This is a genomic window from Ensifer adhaerens (assembly GCF_028993555.1).
GTDB lineage: Bacteria > Pseudomonadota > Alphaproteobacteria > Rhizobiales > Rhizobiaceae > Ensifer > Ensifer adhaerens_I.
Window position 1 is genome coordinate 585742 of sequence record NZ_CP118612.1, and the last position, 20816, is coordinate 606557.

The 20816-nt window shown below is 58.5% G+C and carries 13 protein-coding genes and 2 pseudogenes; 10 read left to right on the forward strand and 5 right to left on the reverse strand.

Annotated features, from left to right (window positions below; all coding sequences use genetic code 11):
- The first annotated feature begins 95 nt into the window (after window positions 1–95).
- The 5 genes and pseudogenes from PWG15_RS35715 to PWG15_RS35735 all read left to right on the forward strand — a co-directional run bounded on the left by PWG15_RS35715 (window position 96) and on the right by PWG15_RS35735 (window position 8266).
- Entirely contained in the window at window positions 96–1838 is a 1743-nt protein-coding gene (locus PWG15_RS35715; protein WP_275027608.1) for an adenylate/guanylate cyclase domain-containing protein, read from the forward strand.
- Window positions 1839–1999: 161 nt separating this feature from the next.
- A pseudogene (locus PWG15_RS35720) lies at window positions 2000–3155 on the forward strand (PDDEXK nuclease domain-containing protein).
- A gap of 403 nt (window positions 3156–3558) precedes the next feature.
- Window positions 3559–6624 (forward strand): GAF domain-containing protein, encoded by a 3066-nt coding sequence (locus tag PWG15_RS35725; protein WP_275027609.1) that lies wholly within the window; start codon window positions 3559–3561, stop codon window positions 6622–6624.
- Window positions 6621–7010, forward strand: coding sequence for a response regulator (locus PWG15_RS35730; protein WP_275027611.1), 390 nt, complete (start codon window positions 6621–6623; stop codon window positions 7008–7010). Before PWG15_RS35725 ends, PWG15_RS35730 begins: the two co-directional genes overlap by 4 nt.
- A complete protein-coding gene (locus PWG15_RS35735) occupies window positions 7007–8266 on the forward strand; it encodes an adenylate/guanylate cyclase domain-containing protein (protein ID WP_275028014.1) in 1260 nt (419 codons plus the stop codon). Before PWG15_RS35730 ends, PWG15_RS35735 begins: the two co-directional genes overlap by 4 nt.
- An 81-nt stretch (window positions 8267–8347) precedes the next feature.
- Here the strand turns inward: PWG15_RS35735 and PWG15_RS35740 are convergent, their stop codons facing one another.
- Window positions 8348–8767, reverse strand: coding sequence for a type II toxin-antitoxin system VapC family toxin (locus PWG15_RS35740; protein WP_275027612.1), 420 nt, complete (start codon window positions 8765–8767; stop codon window positions 8348–8350).
- Window positions 8764–9018: a FitA-like ribbon-helix-helix domain-containing protein gene (locus PWG15_RS35745; RefSeq protein WP_275027613.1), complete on the reverse strand. Its 255-nt coding sequence runs from the start codon at window positions 9016–9018 to the stop codon at window positions 8764–8766. Before PWG15_RS35745 ends, PWG15_RS35740 begins: the two co-directional genes overlap by 4 nt.
- Window positions 9019–9826: 808 nt before the next feature.
- Between PWG15_RS35745 and PWG15_RS35750 the strand changes: the two genes are divergently transcribed.
- The 4 genes and pseudogenes from PWG15_RS35750 (at window position 9827) to PWG15_RS35765 (ending at window position 11820) form a co-directional block, all read left to right on the forward strand.
- Window positions 9827–10312 (forward strand): adenosine-specific kinase, encoded by a 486-nt coding sequence (locus PWG15_RS35750; protein WP_275027614.1) that lies wholly within the window; start codon window positions 9827–9829, stop codon window positions 10310–10312.
- A 350-nt stretch (window positions 10313–10662) separates the two neighbouring features.
- Window positions 10663–10962, forward strand: a complete 300-nt coding sequence (locus tag PWG15_RS35755) for a HigA family addiction module antitoxin (protein ID WP_275027615.1) — start codon at window positions 10663–10665, stop codon at window positions 10960–10962.
- A gap of 217 nt (window positions 10963–11179) precedes the next feature.
- On the forward strand, window positions 11180–11413 hold the full coding sequence (locus tag PWG15_RS35760) for an AbrB/MazE/SpoVT family DNA-binding domain-containing protein (protein WP_275027616.1): 234 nt from the start codon (window positions 11180–11182) through the stop codon (window positions 11411–11413).
- Window positions 11410–11820, forward strand: a pseudogene (locus PWG15_RS35765) (type II toxin-antitoxin system VapC family toxin). The gene PWG15_RS35760 and the pseudogene PWG15_RS35765 overlap by 4 nt, the downstream one beginning before the upstream one ends.
- 201 nt (window positions 11821–12021) lie before the next feature.
- On the opposite strand, the gene PWG15_RS35770 reads toward PWG15_RS35765, so the two are convergent.
- The 3 genes from PWG15_RS35770 to PWG15_RS35780 all read right to left on the reverse strand — a co-directional run bounded on the left by PWG15_RS35770 (window position 12022) and on the right by PWG15_RS35780 (window position 19508).
- The gene (locus PWG15_RS35770; RefSeq protein WP_275027618.1) at window positions 12022–13548 is read right to left on the reverse strand and encodes an HlyD family type I secretion periplasmic adaptor subunit; all 1527 of its coding nucleotides are present in this window, start codon (window positions 13546–13548) and stop codon (window positions 12022–12024) included.
- Between the two features lie 5 nt (window positions 13549–13553).
- The gene (locus PWG15_RS35775; RefSeq protein ID WP_275027619.1) at window positions 13554–15314 is read right to left on the reverse strand and encodes a type I secretion system permease/ATPase; all 1761 of its coding nucleotides are present in this window, start codon (window positions 15312–15314) and stop codon (window positions 13554–13556) included.
- Window positions 15315–15383: 69 nt separating this feature from the next.
- On the reverse strand, window positions 15384–19508 hold the full coding sequence (locus tag PWG15_RS35780; protein WP_275027621.1) for a beta strand repeat-containing protein: 4125 nt from the start codon (window positions 19506–19508) through the stop codon (window positions 15384–15386).
- Window positions 19509–20136: 628 nt separating this feature from the next.
- Here PWG15_RS35780 and PWG15_RS35785 point away from each other — a divergent pair.
- Entirely contained in the window at window positions 20137–20376 is a 240-nt protein-coding gene (locus tag PWG15_RS35785; RefSeq protein WP_275027623.1) for a hypothetical protein, read from the forward strand.
- Window positions 20377–20816: the final 440 nt, after the last annotated feature.

The window sequence follows — 20816 nt, forward strand, 5'->3', positions numbered from 1 at the left end:
ATCGCGATCCAGTTTCAGACGCTGGCCTGATAGACTTTTGAAACGGGCGTCCTACAATCCAACAACTGCGTTCTTGTGAAAGGCAATCGCGCGAAATGGCCGAGGAACGCGCCCAACGCCGCCTTGCCGCCATCATGGCCGCCGATGTGGTCGGCTACAGCCGACTTATTGAACAGCATGAGGCAGGCACACTTGCAGCACTGAGAGACCGGCGACGGACCGTCCTGACGCCACTCGTGACGCGCCATCATGGACGCATCGTCAAGGTGATGGGCGACGGCGTGCTGGTCGAGTTCGGAAGCGCCGTCAACGCGGTCGTGTGCGCGGTCGAGCTGCAAAACGGGATGGCGGATGCCAACAACGGCCTGCCAGAGGATCGCAAAGTCATTCTCCGGGTCGGCATCAATCTGGGTGATGTCGTCGTCGATGGAGGCGATCTGTATGGCGACGGCGTTAACGTGGCCGCCCGCCTGCAGGGCATTGCCGCGCCGGGAGAAATCTGTGTTGCTGGAAGCGTCTACGATCAGGTCAAGCGAAAGCTCGACTTCGGCTTCGATGAACTTGGTCCGCAAACCATGAAGAACATCACCGAGCCAGTGCTTGCCTATAGAGTCTGGTCGTCATCGTCGATGACGCAGGAGAATTACGTCCCAGTGGAGAAGACGGCCAGGCCGCTGCCCGCCACGCCTTCGATTGCCGTCCTTCCGTTCACCAACATGAGCAACGATCCCGAGGAAGAGTCATTTGTTGACGGCCTGACCGAAGATCTGATCACGGACCTCTCTAGGACCGCCGGATTGTTCGTCATCGCCCGGAACTCGACCTTCGCCTACAAGGGCAAGCCTGTGGACGTGCGCCGTGTCGCACGCGATCTTGGTGTGCGTTATCTTCTCGAGGGCAGCGCTCGGCGGGCTGCGGGGCGGGTGCGCATCAATGCCCAGTTGATCGATGCGATTAGAGGGGACCACCTTTGGGCCGAACGGTTCGACCGTGGCTTGGAGGACATCTTCGCCGTGCAGGATGAGGTGACGGGCAAGATAGTCGAAGCGTTGGTCGGCAGGCTGACGGCCGCGCCTGTGCGCAACAGACCCACGAACTTGGAAGCTTACGAGCTCTGTGTACGTGCGCGGCCTCTGAGCCAGCGAACGGCACTGGACGCGCGAGAAGCGATTTTCCTGCTGGAGCGCGCGATCGCACTAGATCCCGAATACGCTGAAGCGCATCGCTTGTTGGCGCTTAATCTGTGGTTGGGTTGGGAGTTCTGGGACAAGCCGGTGGACCCCACCCGGGCAAGGGCCATGGCGGAAGCGCAACGGGCCGTAACGCTCGACCCGAACGACGCCGGAAATCGCTGGGTACTGGGAATCATCCTGGGATATGAACGTCGATGGGCGGAATCGGATGCTGAGTTTGACGCCACCTTCAAACTCGATCCGAACTATGCTGACGCTTGGGCGATACGCGCAGATCTGACTACGTTGAAGGGCCATCCGGCAGAAGCTATCGAATACGTGCTCAAGGCACTCCGGCTCAACCCGCACCCACCCGGCTGGTATTACTGGATCTTGGGACAGGCCCAATACGCGCTTCGAGATCACGAGTCGGCAGTGCATACGTTGCGCAGGCCCGAAACCTACCGCACGACATCGCGTCGGATTCTTGCAGCGAGCTTGGCGCAATTGGGCCGTCTAGAGGAGGCGCGCCAGGAAGCCGAGATGTTCATGATCAGCAATCCAAATTTCACGATCCGGCATTGGTCCGCCCCACAGCCTTTCCGCGACGAAGACTTGCGGCGGTACTTCGAGGAGGGCTATCGCATGGCAGGGCTGCCAGAGTAGGGTAGGTCTCCGGCCGGCGGACTGGCTCCTCTTCAAGCAGCAGCCTCGTTCAGGCGGTTCAAATTTGAGACTTCAGCTCTGCGCTACCGGACCATCGAATCCGTGCAACTGAATGACGGCAACGGGTCAGTTAGGGACGGCGATCCTAGCCCGCTGAATGTCTGCTATCGCGTTCTGAACGCCAAAAGCTGCCGGTCGGCAGCCGCGTCATCGATCGGTTGGCCGGCGCGATTTCCCAGATGACGGGACTTTCGCCACGAAACCTCAAATACATGCGCGCCTTTGCTGAGCCGTTCCCGGACAAGCAAATCGTGCAACAGCTTGTTGCACAATTGCCCTGGGGCCATAACGTGAAACTCGTCGAAGCCCTGAAAAAGCGATGAAGAGAGGCTGTGGTATGCGCGCCCGGCCGTAGAACATGGGAGGAGCCGGAACGTCCTCGTCCATCAGATCGAAAGCGGTTTCTACCAGCGCCAAGGAAAAGCGCTGACCAACTTTGGTGGACATTGCCCGCCCCTCAGTCAGACTTGGCGCAGGAGTTGAGCAAAGACCCATACAGCTTCGATTTTCTCGCTCTCGGCCCGGCGATATCCGAGAGCGAACTTGAGCAAGGCCTCATCGAGCATCTACGCTCCTTGATGTTGGAGCTTGGCAAAGGCTTTGCATTCGTCGGCAGCCAATATCATCTCGAAGTGGGCGGTCAGGACTATTATCTAAACCTCCTGTTCTATCATCTCCGACTGCGCTGTTTCGTAGTTGTCGAGCTCAAGATTGAAGAATTCAAGCCGGAGTTCGCCGGCAAGATGAACTTCTATCTTTCCGCGGTAGACGACCAACTTCGACACGAGTCCGATGCTCCAAGCATCGGGATCATTCTTTGCAAAGGCAAGAACGAGGTAATCGTCGAGTACGCTCTTCGAGATTCGACAAAGCCGATGGGCGTTGCAGAGTATCGGCTATCCACCGCCCTTCCCCAACCATTACAAAGAGAGCTACCAACCGAAGCTGAGCTTGCGCGGGAATTTCCGTTAATTGTCGCTAGTAAAGCTCCGCATAGAAATCGAGCGTGAAATCCGGTTGTTGATGGCCGACCAAACTGACAGCGAGAGACCTGCCGCGCATGGTCCGATGCTTGCCGAACTCCAGCGTCTCGGACTTGCGCCCAAAGCCGCAGACCAATTTCGAGGCGCCCTTCACACGATGAACAGAGCGGCGCACGGCCAGGACGTCGATCCTGCGGACGCGGCTGTGGCGACCGGGGTTGCAACTGCCTTCCTCGCCGAGCTTCAAGCCATTCGCAACGGCCAACTCTGTTGAATGGCAAAGGCCCGCGGCTGGTCGGCGCGGTCGAACTCAGCGGTCCAGCGGATACATTATGCGATCATTCTGGCACAGAACACAGAACGCGAACGTCTTCGCTACTGCCGTGTACGAGGCTCGTGAAGATCGGCTCCCTTCAACCCGCTGCTGCATTCGCCGATAACGCTTGGAATTGCCGGGTGCTGGCCCTGCGACGATGGAACCGGGATGGGAAGATCGATACCCAGCGGCCGGCCGAACAGGATTACTGTGGCAGCAATTGCGTCTTCCGAGCCCAGATGGAGCATGGCGGTGAAGTAACCTCGTCACACCTGATCAGATGGAGTATTCTACCCATCCTAGCGCCGGCCATGGCGCACCCCGTGGTGGTGACGGTAGCGCTTCGACGCGAGCTGATTGCATGGGGGATACTGCAGTGGAGGGGCGCGGGGCGGATAAATCAAGTGTCAGTCTCAGGCAACAGGTCGAACTGCTGAAGCGGGAGCTTGACGAGGCACTCGAGCAACAGACAGCGACGAGCGAGATATTGCGGGTCATTCCGACCTCAACCAGCTCCGTACAGCCCGTCTTCGATGCGATAGCGAAAAGCGCAGCGAGGCTGTGCGCGGCAGAATTCTGCTTTGTGTTTCGGTTCGACGGTGAGCTCATGCACGCCGTCGCCTATCACGGCGTATCGCGCGAAGGCATTGAAGCGGTAAATGCCATCTTCCCGCGGCCCCCCTATCGGGGCAATATAACGGGGCGAGCCTTTCTCAGCGGTACCATAGAGCAGATTCCTGACGTATTTGCCGACCCTGAATACCAATTGCTCCCGCTGGCGAAAATCGTGTCTTATCGCAGTGCGATCGGCGTGCCGTTGGTGCTGACAGGGCGTCCGATCGGAGCGATCGGCGTTAGTCGACGTGAGGTCGGATACTTTCCAGAACGGCAGATCAAACTCCTGCGAACCTTCGCCGATCAAGCCGTGATCGCGATCGAGAACGTCCGTCTTTTCGAGGAGACGCAAGCGCGCAACCGAGAGATTGGCGAGGCGCTCGAACAGCAGACGGCGACCAGCGAAATACTTCGCGTCATCTCGACCTCACCGACCGATGCGCAACCCGTGTTCGACACGATCGCCCAGCACGCCGCCCGGCTGTGCGGCGCGCAATTCTGCCACGTGTTTCGCTATGATGGCGAACTGTTGCATTTCGTGGCGCATCACCAGCTGGAACCCGAGAGCGCGGTGCTTCCAGCCCCACCTGGTCGAGGCACTGCGGCTGGACGCTCGATCCTCAGTCGATCGGTGGAACAGATACCGGACCGGCTCGTCGATCCGGAATACGTGTTGCACCCCGCCATAAGGGCTCAAGCGTCGAACCACCGAAGCCTGCTGGCCGCACCTATCATGCGCGGCGGTGTTCCGATCGGCACTATTGTCGTGGCACGAACCGAGCTAGGATTGTTTCCCGATCGGCAGGTCGAACTCCTCAAGACCTTCGCCGACCAGGCCGGGATCGCGATCGAGAATGTTCGACTGTTTTCGGATCTGGAGAAGCGCAATCTCGATCTCAAGGAGGCGCTGCAACAGCAAACTGCGACAGCCGACGTTCTCAAGGTCATCAGTCGGTCGACCTTCGATCTGCAGACGGTGCTGGATACGCTTGTCGAATCGGCGGTGCGGCTTTGCGAGGCCTATGATGCGGCCCTTTTCCTAAAGGATGGAGACACTCTCTTCTTGAGGGCGCATCACGGGCCAATACCGATCGATTTCGTCGGCTGGCCAGTGTCGCGGGGCTGGGTGACCGGACGGGCCGTCGTTGACAGAAAACCAGTTCATGTGCCGGACCTGACGGCCGAAGCCGACGAATACCCAGAGGGACAGAGCATGGCCGTGCGGATGGGACATCGCACGATCTTGGCTGCGCCCTTGCTGCGACAAAAGGAGGCTATCGGTGGTCTCGTCATACGACGAACTGAACTCAAGCCATTTGCCGAAAAGCAGATCGACCTTCTCCAGACCTTTGCGGACCAAGCGGTCATTGCAATTGAGAACGTGCGGCTGTTCGATGAGGTGAAATCGCGGACCGCAGAACTGGCCTTAGCGCTGGAACAGCAGACGGCGACGGCCGAGGTGCTGAAGGTTATCAGCCGTTCCGCATTCGACCTCCAATCGGTTCTGGATACCCTCGTAGCATCCGCTGCACGCCTCTGCGATGCAGACATGGCGACGATGACCCGGCCGATAGGCGACGCGCATTATCCAGTCGCCAGCTACGGATTTTCGCAGCAATTCGATCAATATTTTCGAGCGCTCCCGCTGGAGCCGGGGCGCGGCAGCATTGTCGGGCGGACGCTGCTTGAGGTCCGGCCGGTTCAGGTGGCCGACGTCCTCGATGACCCCCAGTACGCCATGCCGGAAGCGCAACGACTCGGAGGATTCCGTACCGTGCTTGGCGTGCCGCTCCTTCGTGAAGGAAGTCCTATCGGGGTGCTCGCGTTGACCCGCTCCACTGTGCGACCATTCACCGACAAGCAGATCGAGTTGGCATCGACCTTTGCCGACCAGGCCGTGATTGCCATCGAAAATGTGCGTCTTTTTCAGGAAGTGCGGGCGAGAACCGATGAACTGTCCCACTCCCTCGACGCACTCAAGGCCACGCAGGACCGATTGATCCAGACGGAAAAGCTTGCCTCGCTCGGACAATTGACCGCCGGAATTGCGCATGAGATCAAGAACCCGTTGAATTTCGTGAACAACTTCTCGGCGGTATCGGTCGAGTTGCTCGAAGAGCTTCAGCAGGCGCTCGACGGCGCGGTAGCCGACGATGCACCGCGCGCCGAGATCGACACGCTCGCCGAGACGATAAAGGGTAATCTTGAAAAGATCGTCCAGCATGGCAAACGCGCCGATTCAATCGTCAAGAACATGCTGATGCATTCGCGTCAGGGGGCGGGCGAGCGCAGATGGACCAGTATCAACGCCATCGTCGAGGAGAGCCTGAATCTGGCCTATCATGGTGCTCGAGCAGAGAAGCAAGGGTTCACGATCGCGCTGGAGACATCGTTCGACCCTCTGGCCGGAGAGGCCGACCTGTACCCGCAGGACATCACACGCGCGCTTCTCAACCTTATCTCGAACGGCTTCTATGCGACGAGCAACCGCGCGGCATCAGAGCCCGGCGCCAGTTACGAGCCGACGCTCGCGGCAGTGACCAGGAACCTTGGAGACAGCGTTGAGATCACTATCCGGGATAACGGCGTCGGAATCCCACCAGAGGTAAGGGAGAAGATGTTCAATCCTTTCTTCACAACCAAGCCTGCTGGTGAAGGAACCGGCCTCGGCCTCTCGCTCAGCCACGACATCATCGTCAAGCAGCATGCAGGTTCCATCGAGGTGGACACAGAACCTGGTCGTTACACCGAGTTTCGCATTCGACTGCCGCGGAACACCCCGGCGATGCCAGCGCGGGAGGGCAGATCATGACCCTCCTCATTTTGGTGGTCGATGACGAGCCCGACGTTGAATCGCTTTTCAAACAGCAGTTCCGCCATGATCTGCGCGCTGGCCGCTTTGTCATGGAGTTCGCACGATCAGCGTCATCCGCACTCGAAAGGATCGTCGATGCAGTCGACGTCACACTCATTCTCATCCTGTCCGACGTTAACATGCCGGGGATGAGCGGGCTCGAACTGGTGCCGAAGGCGAGGAGCATAAGACCCGACGTGCCGGTGATAGTGATCACGGCCTATGGTGATCCGGACACGAAGCGAAGAGCCATCGAATGTGGCGCGGAAGCATTGTTGACCAAGCCGATCGACTTCAACGCGCTGCGAGAAGAAATCGACAGTCGGGTTGGGCGCACCGCATGAACACAAACATACTCGTTGTAGACGACGAGCCGGACCTGGAGATGCTTCTTCTCCAGAAATTCCGGAAGCAGATCCGTGACGGATCGCTGCGTTTCCTGTTCGCCCGCGACGGAGTTGACGCCTTGGCCGTGCTTGCTGCCAATTGCGACGTGGATATTGTGCTGAGCGACATCAACATGCCGCGTATGGATGGCCTGTCGCTCTTGGCGAAGCTTCAGCAATTGGACGAGGACCTATCCACGATAATCGTCTCCGCCTACAGCGATATGGCCAACATCCGCATCGCGATGAACCGCGGCGCATATGATTTCGTCACGAAGCCGATCGATTTTGCCGATCTGGAAGCGACGATTGGCAAGACCATCCACCATGTGGCGACGCTGCGTGAGGCGCAACGCAGGCAGGCGGCGGCCGAGCACGCGCGCGCGTCGCTTTCCCGTTACTTTTCGCCTAACCTCGCCGAACGCTTGGCCAACAGCGCCGACGGCCTTGATCTTGGCGGAAAGCGCCGAGATGTTGCGTCGCTCTTTACCGATCTGACCGGGTTCACCACATTGGCGGAAACGATCGAGCCGAATATGCTCGGGCACCTCCTCAATGATTACATCGTCGGCATGACTGACATCGTGTTCGCCCACGACGGTACAGTCGCCAAGGTCATTGGCGACGCGCTGCACGTACTTTTCGGTGCGCCGGTCGATCAGTCGGACCATGCCAGTCGCGCGATCGCCTGTTCATTCGCACTTGACGGTTTCGCACAGTCCTTTCGTGAACACTGGCGCAGAAAGGGAATAGCCCTTGGCCACACCCGGATAGGTGCACATGCCGGCACGGCTGTAGTTGGCAACTTCGGTGGAGGAAAGTTTTTCGACTATAGTGCTTACGGCGACACCATCAACGTTGCCGCGCGCCTGGAAGCGGCCAACAAGTCGCTTGGCACGCGTATTTGCGTCAGTGGCAACCTCGCTGACGGCATGGAAGGGTTCTGCGGCCGCCCTGTTGGCGACCTCCTGCTCAGAGGCAGAGCGGAGCCGATCCGCGCTTTCGAACCGCTGGGCGCTGAAAACTATACCAGCAGTGCGACGCAGGCGTACATGGCTGCCTTCGCAGAGCTGGAGGCCGGCGATCCTCGTGCCGTAGCTTCGTTCGCTGCGCTGGTCGGTCGCAATCCGGAGGACCCGCTCGCTGGCTTTCACCTGAAGCGACTCATGAACGGCGAATTCAGCGCAACCATCAACCTCAAGAATTTCCACTGATCGGCTGGAATCGGGCCGGGGGTGTCGATCTTATCCCTCGCCTTGAACGCATTCGAACCGGCGACCCGCCGCATGGCGAGTTTACAGGTGGGTCCAAGGATTGACGACGGGGACACCAGCCGCCTCGAAAGGGCTTGTATCGCGTGTTGCAATTGTAAACCCCTTGGAGGCCACGATAGCGGCAATGTATCCATCCGGTGTCGGGAATCCTTTCCCCGCCGCTCGCGCCGTTGCCGCGAGGTCCGCATAGTGCCGAGCCGCCGCAGTGTCGAATGGCAACACACGATCATCGAACAGTGCGAGCAGGCCATCAAGCGTTTCGGCTAACGCCTTTTTGCGCCGGCCCTCCGGTAGCGCAGCGATACCAAACAGTAACTCCGCCAGCGTCACGCTGGACAGATACAAGGTTTCGGCTACTTGGTCATTCAACCACGTGCGCACTGCTAAATCCGGGGCCGGCTTCATCGCTTCGGAAACGACATTCGTGTCTAAGACGATCATTCAAACCTCATTGGCTCAGCCGGCGCTTTGTCTCGCACTTGGTCGAACACTTCAAAATCCTCATTGGTCAGGCCAAGCCGCCCGCTTAGCTCAGCCAAGGCGTCGCCGATGCGTACACGCTGTTCGGGCTTTACCGCACGCTCCAAAATCTCGCGGACTTCCGCCTCTGTGCTGCGGCCGTGAATCGCCGCGCGAACACGCAATGCTCGGTGCACTTCATCAGGCACATTTCGTACGGTCAAGATAGCCATAGTCAGACCCTCATATTCGACTTCATTGACTGCAATATAGGAACAATGCAGTCATTCCTCAAGCTCCAGGATTATGATTATTGAAAGGTTGGCGCCGCAAGGCTCGTGGAAGCACAATTCTGTCCGGCCCATAAGGCGCGTCCACGCTTAGCCCTGCAAACGTCGGCATTGCGCCCACATCCGAGCCGTTCAGCGCGCCGATCGCCGAGCCCAGAAGCTGCCATTCATTCACGTGGAGCAGCGCTGAGCCGCAACGGCCTCAATGCGCGGTGCTGGCGAATTTGTTTGCCGTCGTCGTCAGTTTCTATCCACCGAAGATGAAGCTGGAATGCGAAGGTGCAAAAAAGCAGACTTGGCGGGCATTCGATCGCGGAGATACACGCCATGATTTTGCCCTCCAGCGCCGAAGGGCATTCGGCTACTGGCTATGAAGCTGTCGTCGCTCGATACGACCGAGGGCAAATACGAACCACAGCTTATTTTTGCACTTTGACCCGGGGCCGCTTGGCTCAAAGCAAAAAGGCAGCCACACACCTTTCCATTTAAAAACGCGACGGCGCACGACATCAAAACGTGCACTAAAGAGGAAGTCGAATTCGCCGCGCTTTGCACGGAGATCAACGGGTAGCTAAGGCGCGGTCCTTACTATGAGTAAGAGACTCTTCGGTGTCTAAGCCTCCCGTCGCGCTGGCCGATCCGCGAAGAAGTGAAGGTGCAGCGCAGGGGGCGAAGCGGTCGCATCGGCAGCTTGAAATCGCCTTCCACAGGCCTACCTACCATCACGTTGCCTACATGAAGGAGCGCAGCCATGGAACTCACCGTGGTGCCCATCGTCAAGCCGGACGCCACCAACTTCATCTTTGGCCAGTCGCATTTCATCAAGACTGTGGAGGACCTCCACGAGGCGCTGGTGGGCGCGGTCCCTGGCATCCGCTTCGGGCTGGCCTTCTGCGAGGCCTCCGGTAAGCGGCTGGTGCGTTGGTCGGGTAATGAAGAAGCCATGCTTACCCTCGCACGTGACAACGCATTGGCCATTGGCGCCGGCCACACTTTCCTGATCTTCCTGGGCGACGGCTTCTTTCCCGTCAACGTGCTGGCGGTGGTGCGTGCGGTGCCAGAGGTCTGCCGCATCTATTGCGCGACGGCCAACCCGACGCAGGTGATCGTCGCGCAAACGGAGCTGGGCCGCGGCGTGCTCGGCGTGGTGGATGGCGCCTCACCGCTGGGTGTCGAAACCGACGCGGACATTGCTTGGCGGAAAGACCTGCTGCGAAAGATCGGCTACAAGCTGTAGGCTGCGTGAAATCGACGTGCCTGCACGGTAACGTCGAGCCTATGCCCCAGACGCGCCGCTCGGGTACGAAGAGGGTTCCGAAGCTCATCCTACCTTGTTCGTGGTCCATTTGTGTGACTGCGCCTTCATGGGCCCAAAGGAGCAAACGATTGCTATCGGGAATAAGTATGAAGGGGACGCTCTCGGCCGGTGAAACTGCCCCCACTTTCGACCGGACACTCAGCATAAGCAGGAAGGCTCAAGCACAGGCTTATGTCTAACGAGTTTCGACAGGGACAGATGCAGGCATCGAAGACGTCGAAATCGTTGACTACCATTGAGAGCCAATCGTGGCACACAAGGAGCTTGAGATGACCCATATTCTTCCGCCGGTCCATCCGGGCGAAATCCTCCGCGAGGAGTATCTACGTCCTCTGAACATGAGTGCCGGCGCATTGGCGAAAAAGCTCAATGTTCCTCGCACCCGCATAGAACGCATCGCGGCCGAGCAAACACCGGTAACCACGGATACCGCCCTGCGTCTTGCTAAATACTTCCGCACAACGCCGGAATTTTGGATGAACATGCAGACCAGCTTCAACCTCAAGACAGAAGAAAAAGCGCTTCATGGCGAGTTGGAGTTGATCCCAGAAATCGATAGAACGGCGTAATCGGAGCCTGCGCAATACACCGCCTTCCAGTCGATACATTATGCGATCGTTCGCCCAACCGTGAACCTTATTGCGATCAACCATGCTCAGGACAGCTTGCCGGTGCACGTTCCCCCGACACAAACTTCCCGTTATATCGTCGAACCTCTGCATATGATTTTCTGGAAAAAACCCGAAGTAAAACCTTCAAGAAATCCATCCTTACAATGGTCCGACCATGACGACGACAGTTACAGCCAAGGGGCAAGTCACGATCCCCAAACCAGTGCGCGATCTCTTGGGTATAGTGCCTGGGAGCCAGGTTGATTTCCGTCGCGCGGCGGATGGAAGCATAGTGCTCGTCCATGCCACCAAAAAACAAGAGCCCAGCCGCTTCGCGAAGCTGCGAGGGCACGCTGGCAAGGGGCTAGATACCGACGCGATCATGGCACTTACGCGTGGCGAACCGTGATCCTCGTAGACACGAACGTTCTTCTTGACGTCGCAACCGACGATCCGACGTGGGCTGAATGGTCAATAGCACAACTCGAAGCGGCAAGTCTTCAGGGTGCACTCTGGATTAACGATATCGTCTATTCAGAACTGGCGGTCCGCTACGATCGGATCGAAGAGGTCGACGGTTTCCTTGACTAGGTCGGGTTGGAACTGGCCCCGATCCCTCGAGAGGCGCTGTTTCTGGCAAGCAAGGTTTTCACCCGATATCGCAAAGCGGGGGGAATAAGAACCGGGGTACTCCCCGATTTCTTCATCGGCGCCCATGCGGCGATCAGCGGATGCCCGCTGCTCACGCGTGATGTCAGCCGTTATCGGACCTATTTCCCCACGTTGATACTGATAGCGCCGCACTTGCCGACCTGAGGAGCCCTATCGGGAGCAGGAGCACGTGCAGTTCCGATCGATACATTGTGCGATCCTAAAGGCACAAATCGGAAACAATGGCCGCGGCGTTGGCGCAGGACTTTTCGTATAGGCGATCGCCCTCCTCCGGCGGCGTAACCGTGGAAACCTGGTCGGTTGCCTTTCGTCTCGGCGGCCAAGTGAACTGAATTAGCCGCCATTTCAGTTCTCGAGAAGCCCACGACGACTGCTGTCGAATATCGGCGCAAGGAGATAGGCCGCAAGGCTCTGCTCTCCGTCCATCAACATCACTTCGGCAGGCATTCCAGGAAGTAGCTGCACGTCCCTAAGATCGGCGAGGTCATGTTGATCGACCTCCACTTTGGCGAGGAAATAGGCTGCGCCGGTGCGCTCGTCAGTCATGGCGTCCGCTGAGATCGATCGCAACTTGCCATGGATGAGTGGAAGGTTCCGCTGCCTATATGCGGTCAGTATTACACGAGCGCGCATACCTGGCCGTATCCGCTCGATGTCGATCGGCCGAACCTTGGCGTCGACGATAACGCCGCTGTTGCTCGGAACAATGTCCAGTAATGGCTGACCGGGTTCGATTACTCCACTCTCCGACCTTGCCTGGAGGTTCATCACAATGCCGGCAAGCGGAGCGCGAATGATCGTACGCCTGAGAATATCCTCCCGCGAGGGCAATTGCCCGTTCAACTCCGCCTTCAACCTTCGCGCCTCGGCGAGTTCGCCGCCTATTTTTTCCTGGCGTTCTTCAACGATTGTAAGCAGCTGTAGTTTGGTCTCTCCAACCGCTTGAGCATTCTCTGCGATCTTTGCGCGGTTGCTCGCCTTTGCAGCCGCAATGTTTGCCCGCTCCCGCTTCAGTGCCAATATGCGAGGTTTGCGCTCCAGATGCTTTTCGACGAGAACCTGTGCGGCTGATATTTCCTCGTCGATCAGCGCGATTTGTCCGACCTCTGCGGCAATTACCTCCTGCAAGCCGGCATTCTGCTCCTGCAATTGGCGAACCCGAGCCTCGAGGATCTGCGTGCGTCCCTGATGCGATGCGCGCCGGCTGAGAAGCAGTTGCTGCTGTCCTTCCATCAGTCGCTGCAAGTCAGCCGAGGCGTTGTCGGTAAGGAAGTGGGGAAAGTTGATCTCCGCGCGGTCAGTCCGCTCTGCTTCTAGGCGCGCCTCGGTTGCCAGAACGTGCATAAGCCGTTCTCGAACCTCAGAATTGAGTGCCTTCGCCTTCGTGTCGTCAAGAGTGATCAACGGATCGCCCGCCCTGACCACGTCACCCTCCTGGACATGAATAGTCCGGACGATTCCGCCCTCGAGATGTTGGACAGTCTTGCGATATCCGTCAGGGCTGACGATGCCCGGAGCGAGTGCCGCAGTGGCGAGAGGCGCGACCAGTGACCAACCGACGAAGACGATGGCGAACAGGACGGCGGCAGTGATGCCCAATCGCCGGGGCGACCGTGTAAGATTTGCGAGCGTCCTTGCGGGAGGTTTTGTATGCGAAGTAATGGATCGATAGAGGCGAAATAGCACGAACAAGGCGGCGACGATGGTGCCCCAGATCACGAGGGTAACGGTCGTTTCATTCGGCTCTATGCCCGCCGACGTTAAGTATTTTCCCGTCCCCTCTACGAGCGACGCGTACCCGGCCTTCACTGGATAAAGCCGAACCTGCGGGTTCAATTTGTCCCAAGCGGTCGCGGCAAACGAGGTGTCCATGGGTTTCACTCTGCTACGGAAAGAATGCTTCCACGACCGGGCTTTGACGGGTCCTGGAGAACACCGGATTGCACCAGTCGTACCGATAGCGGCTGAGCCGACCGCATCTGCACAACGTCGTCGCGTGGCCCGAATGCCGCAACGGTGCCGCCGTTCAGTGCCAGGACTTTGTCGGCGCAAGTCAACATCGCTACGTGATGGGTAACGATCAGTACGGTCGTGCGCGCCTGCTTCAGCCTGGAGAGAGCCTCGATAAGCGCGCGGTCCCCCGCCGCGTCCATGTTCGAGTTAGGCTCATCAAGGACAAGAACGGCCGGATCGCCGTAAAGTGATCGCGCAAGGCCAAGTCTCTGGCGCTGACCAAGCGAGATGCGCCGTGAATGCAGCGTGATCTCCGTTTCGTAGCCGTCAGGAAGCGCGAGAATGAGTTCATGAACCCCGGCAAGCCTGGCCGCGCGAATAACGGCCTCGCTATCGACCTCTCGAAAGCGGGCGATGTTCTGCGCAACAGTGCCGGGTAGAAGCTCGACCTGTTGGGGCAGGTAACCGATATGTCGCCCCAGCTCTTCCTGATCCCAGGTAAAGACATCCGCCGCATCGAGACGCACATGGCCCTTGGCTGGCTTCCAGGCGCCGACGGCAAGCCGGCAGAGCGTTGACTTACCGGCCCCCGATGGGCCGATGACTGCACAAGTCTCGCCAGGGGAGATCGCAAAGCCCACGGAACTTAGAATAGGGTGTTGGCCGCCTGGGGGGATGTAATACACGCCTTCGAATGAAAGCCTGCCTTCTGGGCGCGGGAGCGAGACACGCTCGGTGCCATCACTTGCTGACCCGGCGAAAAGTTCCTTCAAGTTCGCCTGAGCAGTCCTTGCTGTGACGAAGGATCGCCATGCGCTTGTCGAGCGCTCGATCGGAGCGAGGGCGCGCCCCATGACAATCGATCCCGCAACCATTGCACCGGCAGTCATTTCTCCGCGAATTACGAAATAGGCGCCGACGGCAAGAATCGCGATCTGCAGCAGGAGCCTCAAGCTGCGCGAGATCGAAAGGATGGTCGTCGTCCTGTCGGCGAGCATCTGCTGTTCGGCAACCACTTCAATGTGGCGGCTCAGCCAACGCTGAAGGATCGCCCGTGTCATGCCGAGTGGCCGAATTGTTTCACCGGCATCGACGAACCGCATCGCGTTCTCCTGGTGCGTCTTGGTGAGGGCTGCGACCTGTTTTTGACGTTTGCGTGTAAGCGCATCGTTTGCAAAGGCGAGGCAGAGCAACAACACTGCGCCGATGGTGGCGACCAGACCAAGCGCCGGGTGCAATATCCAAATGAAGACAAGGAAGATAAGGCTCCAAGGCGTATCGAGAAAGGCGAGGATGGCATCCCCCGCATAAAAGCTCTTGAGATCGCCGACCTCCCTCGTGCCGGCACGCCCTTCTTCTCCGGCAAGCCGCACCTCCATGGCACGTCGCAACATCGGCGCGCTAAGTTCGCTGTCGAGCCAGCCCGCTGCCCTGCCGACGATCATTCGCCTTGCCTGCTCCAGCGCGCCGTAAATTGTGACGGAAAAGATGGCGATCACGGTCAGCCAGAGAAGCGTATCTAGCGATCCACTGGATAGGACACGGTCATAGACTTGAAGCATGTAGATGCTCGTGACGAGCAGCAGCAAGTTGAGAAGACCGCTCAAGACAATCAGGATCGGCAACTGTCGCCTGATCGCGTGGGTAACTTCCGTCAGGCAGGTGTCTCTTGGCTGACCATTCATCGATGCGCTTCCCCCAGACCGTACTCAAACATTTGCGGGCCCGCCCCTCGAAGGCGGGCCCGCAGCCGGTCAAACAACAGCGTCAAGATCTACCGAAAAGGTGTCCTGATGGCTGTCATTGTCGTTGTCAAAGAGTGTCGCCGTGAAATCCAGATCCAGCGGTTGGGCCGGATGCTGCTCGGTAATGCTAAACTCGATCACGGGAATCTTGACAGTGCCACTCCCCATAAAAAGCTGCACGGCGTCGATGTTGTTTGGACCACTGGTGCTGCCGACGAAGAAGCTGACCTGACCACCCGCTTCGGGCGTCAGCGTCGTCACCTTTGCACTTATGTCGCCGACCGTGCCGTCGCTGTAGTAGACGCGATAGAAGATCCCTTCGGTCGACGGATTGTAGCCACCGACCGAATTGTCGATGTAGATTTTCATCCCGCTGAACAGGAAGTGCGGGTCGACGACAAAACTCTCGTCGAACGCACCTCCCTGGGTCGTGGCGCCATCGACGCCGCCATTGGCGTTGCCATCGAAGTTGTTGTTGCCGAGCCCTATCCCGGCGGTGCTGACATTCATCTGCGCCGCGCTGAGATACGTGGCGGTGCTTTGAATGGTGCCTTCACTTGCGTTGAGGAGTGCCTTGATGTCGCTGGCATTGGCCGTCGCGTTGACCGCCGAGAACACGATCTCTTTCGTGGCAACCGTAAGCGTGCGAACCGGGTCGGGCCCTCCTGCATCGAGTGAGCCAGCCGCGCTGGAAAGCGTGGTGGTGGACGAGGGGATAGCCGTGATCTGGAAGTCGTAGGTATCGGCATCAGGGTCGAAAGTCAGAGTGTAGTTCACCGTCTGATTGTTGACGACGCCGTCATTGGTGAAGTCGTCCGTGATGGATCCGGTGAACACGAAGTTCCCGTTCCCGTCCGGTGCAGTCAACGTACCAAGCGACGTATTGACGGTCACGGCACTATTGGAATCGATTTGATAACTGTTCAGCGTGATGTTCAGCGATTTGAACCCGTCTGCGCCGGAAAGATCGGACCAGGTGCTGCTCTTGACGTTCGTGTTGAAGAGGCCGGTTATGTCATTGACGGCGATCGTCGGCGTATCGTCGTCGGCGTTGATGGTGATCGTGTTGGTCGTCTTGTCGCCATCACCATCACTGACCTGATAAGTGACGGTAAAGCTGACGTCGTTCTCGGTATTGTCTCCAGTCTGGCCGTCAAGCGTCGGGTGCAGAATGGCCGCGTCCTGGGTTACCGTGTAGGCGCCGGTCGCTGTGTTCATCGTCAGCGTGATCACCGTCGTGGTGCTCTGCTTGATCAGCAGATTGTTGCCATCTTTGACATAGGTAAAGCCGCTGGGCTGGCCAGTCGTGAGCCATTCGACCAATCCTGCGCCATCCGCACCGAAGGCAAAGCCGACCGTACCCGACGTGTTGGCTGTGTTCGGGTCGACGTCGCCGGTGCCGCCGGCGTTGCCGCCCGTCTCGGTCTCGTCATCGAGCTGCACCGTGATCGTACCCGTCGCCGTCGGCGTGTCATCGTCAGCATTGATGGTAATCGTGTTGGTCGTCTTGTCGCCGTCACCATCATTGACCTGATAGGTCACGGTAAAGCTGACATCGTTTTCGGTGTCGTCTCCGCTCAGTCCGTCAAGCGAGGGATGCGCGATCGCCCTTTCCTGCGTCACGGTGTAAGCGCCGGTCGCGGTGTTCATCGTCAGCGTGATGACGGTGTTGCCGCTTTGCTTGATCAGCAGGTCGTTGCCTGACTTCTCGTAGGTGAAGCCGCTCGGTGCGCCAGTGGCGAGCCACTCGACTGATCCAGCGCCGTCAGCGCCGAAGGCAAAGCCGACCGTACCCGAAGTGTTGGCCGTGTTCGGATCGACATCGCCCGTGCCGCCGGCAATGCCGCCGGTTTCGGTCTCGTCATCGAGCTGCACCGTGATCGTACCCGTCGCAGTCGGTGTGTCGTCATCGGCATTTATGGTGATCGTGTTGGTGGTCTTGTCGCCGTCACCATCATTGACCTGATAGGTCACGGTAAAGCTGACATCATTCTCCGTGTCGTCTCCGCTCTGGCCGTCAAGCGAGGGGTGCGCGATCGCCCTTTCCTGGGTCACGGTGTAAGCGCCGGTCGCGGTGTTCATTGTCAGCGTGATGACGGTGTTGCCGCTTTGCTTGATCAGCAGGTTGTCGCCGGACTTCTCGTAGGTGAAGCCGCTTGGTGCTCCCGTATCGAGCCACGCGACCGATCCGGCGCCATCGGCGCCGAAGGCAAAGCCGACCGTACCCGTCGTGTTGGCCGTGTTCGGATCGACATCGCCGGTGCCGCCGGCAATGCCGCCGGTTTCGGTCTCGTCATCGAGCTGCACCGTGATCGTACCCGTCGCCGTCGGCGTGTCGTCGTCAGCATTGATGGTGACCGTATTGGTCGCCGTATCGCCATCGCCGTCTGTGACCTGATAGGTCACGGTAAAGCTGACATCGTTTTCCGTATCGTCTCCGCTCAGCCCGTCAAGCGAGGGGTGCGCGATCGCCCTTTCCTGCGTCACGGTGTAAGCGCCGGTCGCGGTGTTCATCGTCAGCGTGACGACGGTGTTGCCGCTTTGCTTGATCAGCAGGTCGTTGCCTGACTTCTCGTAGGTGAAGCCGCTTGGTGCTCCCGTATCGAGCCACGCGACCGATCCGGCGCCATCGGCGCCGAAGGCAAAGCCGACCGTACCCGTCGTGTTGGCCGTGTTCGGATCGACATCGCCGGTGCCGCCGGCAATGCCCCCGGTCTCGGTCTCGTCATCGAGCTGTACCGTGATCGTGCCCGTCGCGGTCGGTCCGGAATCTTCGATCAGCAGGTCCGGCCCGATGTCCAAATGTGAGCTTGCAACTTCGAGAAGTTTGAAGGCGCCGATGTCCCAGTCGAGATTGCTGGCGTCCAGACCAGTGTTCGCAATCTTCACCCGATTATGGTCGGAAACGGTCTCGTAGGAGATGAAGTCCTTCGCCCGAAGACCGACGATCGTAACCGTGCCGTCACCGTTGAAGGTGACGCTGAGATTGAATGTCTGCTGGTTCCCCCCTTTGCCGATGGTCCGGGAAACCGTGTCCGTCTCCGGCGTAGTCGTATTGAGGTCGTTATCGATTGCTTCAAGGAGAATGGTATTGCCACTCCTGATCGTGACCGAATGGATCGCGACGATCGTATCGTTCTGGAGTCCGGGCACGAAATCGCCCCCGGTTTCCTTCGCCGTCGTATAGGCCACCATGGAGGCCTGGGCGTAAGGCGAGCCGCCCTGTGTCTGCGAAATCTGCCATTCGGCCGACCTTGCGGACAATAGGGTATCGTAGGTGATGGCGTTGGTATTGCCCTTATCGAGGGTAAGCAGCGACGGCGAGTTGGACACGAAGGTGAAGACCATGGCTTCGCCATTGGCGTCCTTCGATGGATCGACGCCATCCAGCAACTGGTTCGTGTTGCCGATCGTGGTGTTGCCGCCGCCCTTGCTGGTGTTAACGGTTTGATTGGCCTGGTCGGAAATGACGATGATCTGGTTTGATTGATCGCCGAAAGCATTCCAGTTGTTTTGACCCGAGGCGAGTGTGTTTAGGTCGAACGAAAGTTCCTCGGATGCGGACACGAAAAGCGTGTCCGCAAGGATCGACGTCGCATCGTCGTGGTCCAACGTGTTCCCGTGTTCGATCGCCTCGAAGGTAACCATCCAAATCTTAGCGCCAATAAGAGCGCCGTTGCCATCGTAAACCTCCTGAATGTAGGCAGCGAAGACGATGCGTCCGTCAGTGCTGGCACGGCCGAGCACGATGTTGTCATTCGTCGGGTCAGTGTAGAGCAGAACATTGGCGTTATCTGACGTTACGTCGAGGCCGCTGTCGGCACCATTCAACGCGTCACCATTGGCGTCTGTGAACGCCAGGTTGCTTACGGTGGCAGTGGCACTAATCCCGATGAAATTGGAGGAACTTTCCGCGACCCGCCCCCCAGTCGGAAAGGTCGTTGAGAGGCCGAGCTGGCCGATCGAAGTTCCAAACAGCCTGTTGTAAAACGCCGACACTTGGCTTTGCAGCCGTGCGAGCGTCACATCATTGTCGTCCGCATCCCCAGGGACAGAGGGTGTTGCAGTTGCATTCTGAAGGGTTGCACTTTCATCGAGTGTCATGGAGCCGTTAAGCGTGAACGTGATGGTCATTGTTCATCTCCCTCATCAAACCGCCTCAGCATTCGTCGGCTAGTGGTCCTCCAGCTGAGCGCCCCCCGCGCCGGTGCGGATTGGGCGGCAGCAAGTCGCCTTTGAACGTCGGACAAAGGAGTAGCTGCCCGATCCAACGAGATTTGCAGGTCACATTGTTGCGTGGAAAAAATGCCGCTTCGGCGCTCTTCTTGGCTACCATTGCTGAAATCGCCTCGACGCTTGTCAGCGTAAGGCCCCCCCTCCAGTCAGGTCGTCAGCCATCCTCTCAATGTGAGAGCGTCTCCAGGTCCATTCTGGGCCAGGTCGATAGCGGCGGATTATTTTAGAAAGATCTAATTTTATCTTTCCTACAAGTTACCCTGAAGACCTACCCACGAATGCTTATGAGCACTCGAACTTGGAGTAAGGGAACGGGGGCATCCCACTGCTTGCGCACGTCCTTTCGGCACTTCGCCTCCTCCAAGGTCGCGAGCAACAATCGGCCCAAGAGCCGATCCGGCCGATAGCGTTCGTCGGACTGAGGGTTAGCTGTATTATGGAGGCCTAATATAAAGGGGTGTGCGGTGAGATGTGCCTGCCTTTCGGGGCTCTCTTGCCGGCCTACTTGCCTTGACGGGGAATAGAGATGGAAGACGATCGGATGACGATAACCGCACAATTTCAGGGTGTTGAAATCAGTCTCGTGTCACGAGAGCCGCTTTTGGGGACCCTCGAACTGACCTCAATCACGGGTGCAAACATCGAGGTTCCCCTGGATTACTACAGCGCAGAAGCCCTTGTTTCGGCGCTGGTGCAATTCCTGGCCCAAGGCAGCGATGACCGGCAGACATTTGGTCCGACTGATACCGGCGATCTTTCTTTCTGATGTGCACCCCTGAATAATCCATCCCCCGGAATGGCTACAGCCTCGGCAATCCCAACGGTCGGCATCTAATCATTTGGTCCCAGACCGTAGTTGGGCGCCCTGCCTGACCTACCTTCAGAAAACCCGCTTTGTGGCTTTCGCCTGTCCTGACCTCGTTGAAACTGGCAAATGCGCGGCGCTTCGCCACTTAGCGCCGGCGATTTCGACTGTGGAGAAACTGGCCACAAGGCGGCGAACCGCTCCTCTCGATTTCCTCGTTGACGTGGATTGTGAGGATCGATTGCGATCCACCTCACATTTGCCGCGTACGGCGCCGGCAACGGCCGCCGTTGAATGCTACAGCACCGCCTTCGACCTTTAGCCTTTCTGTGACTTCGTCGTTATCTCGGCGCTCAAATCTTGATCAAAACGTAACCTCTGCGCCTCAGCCATTCCCGTAT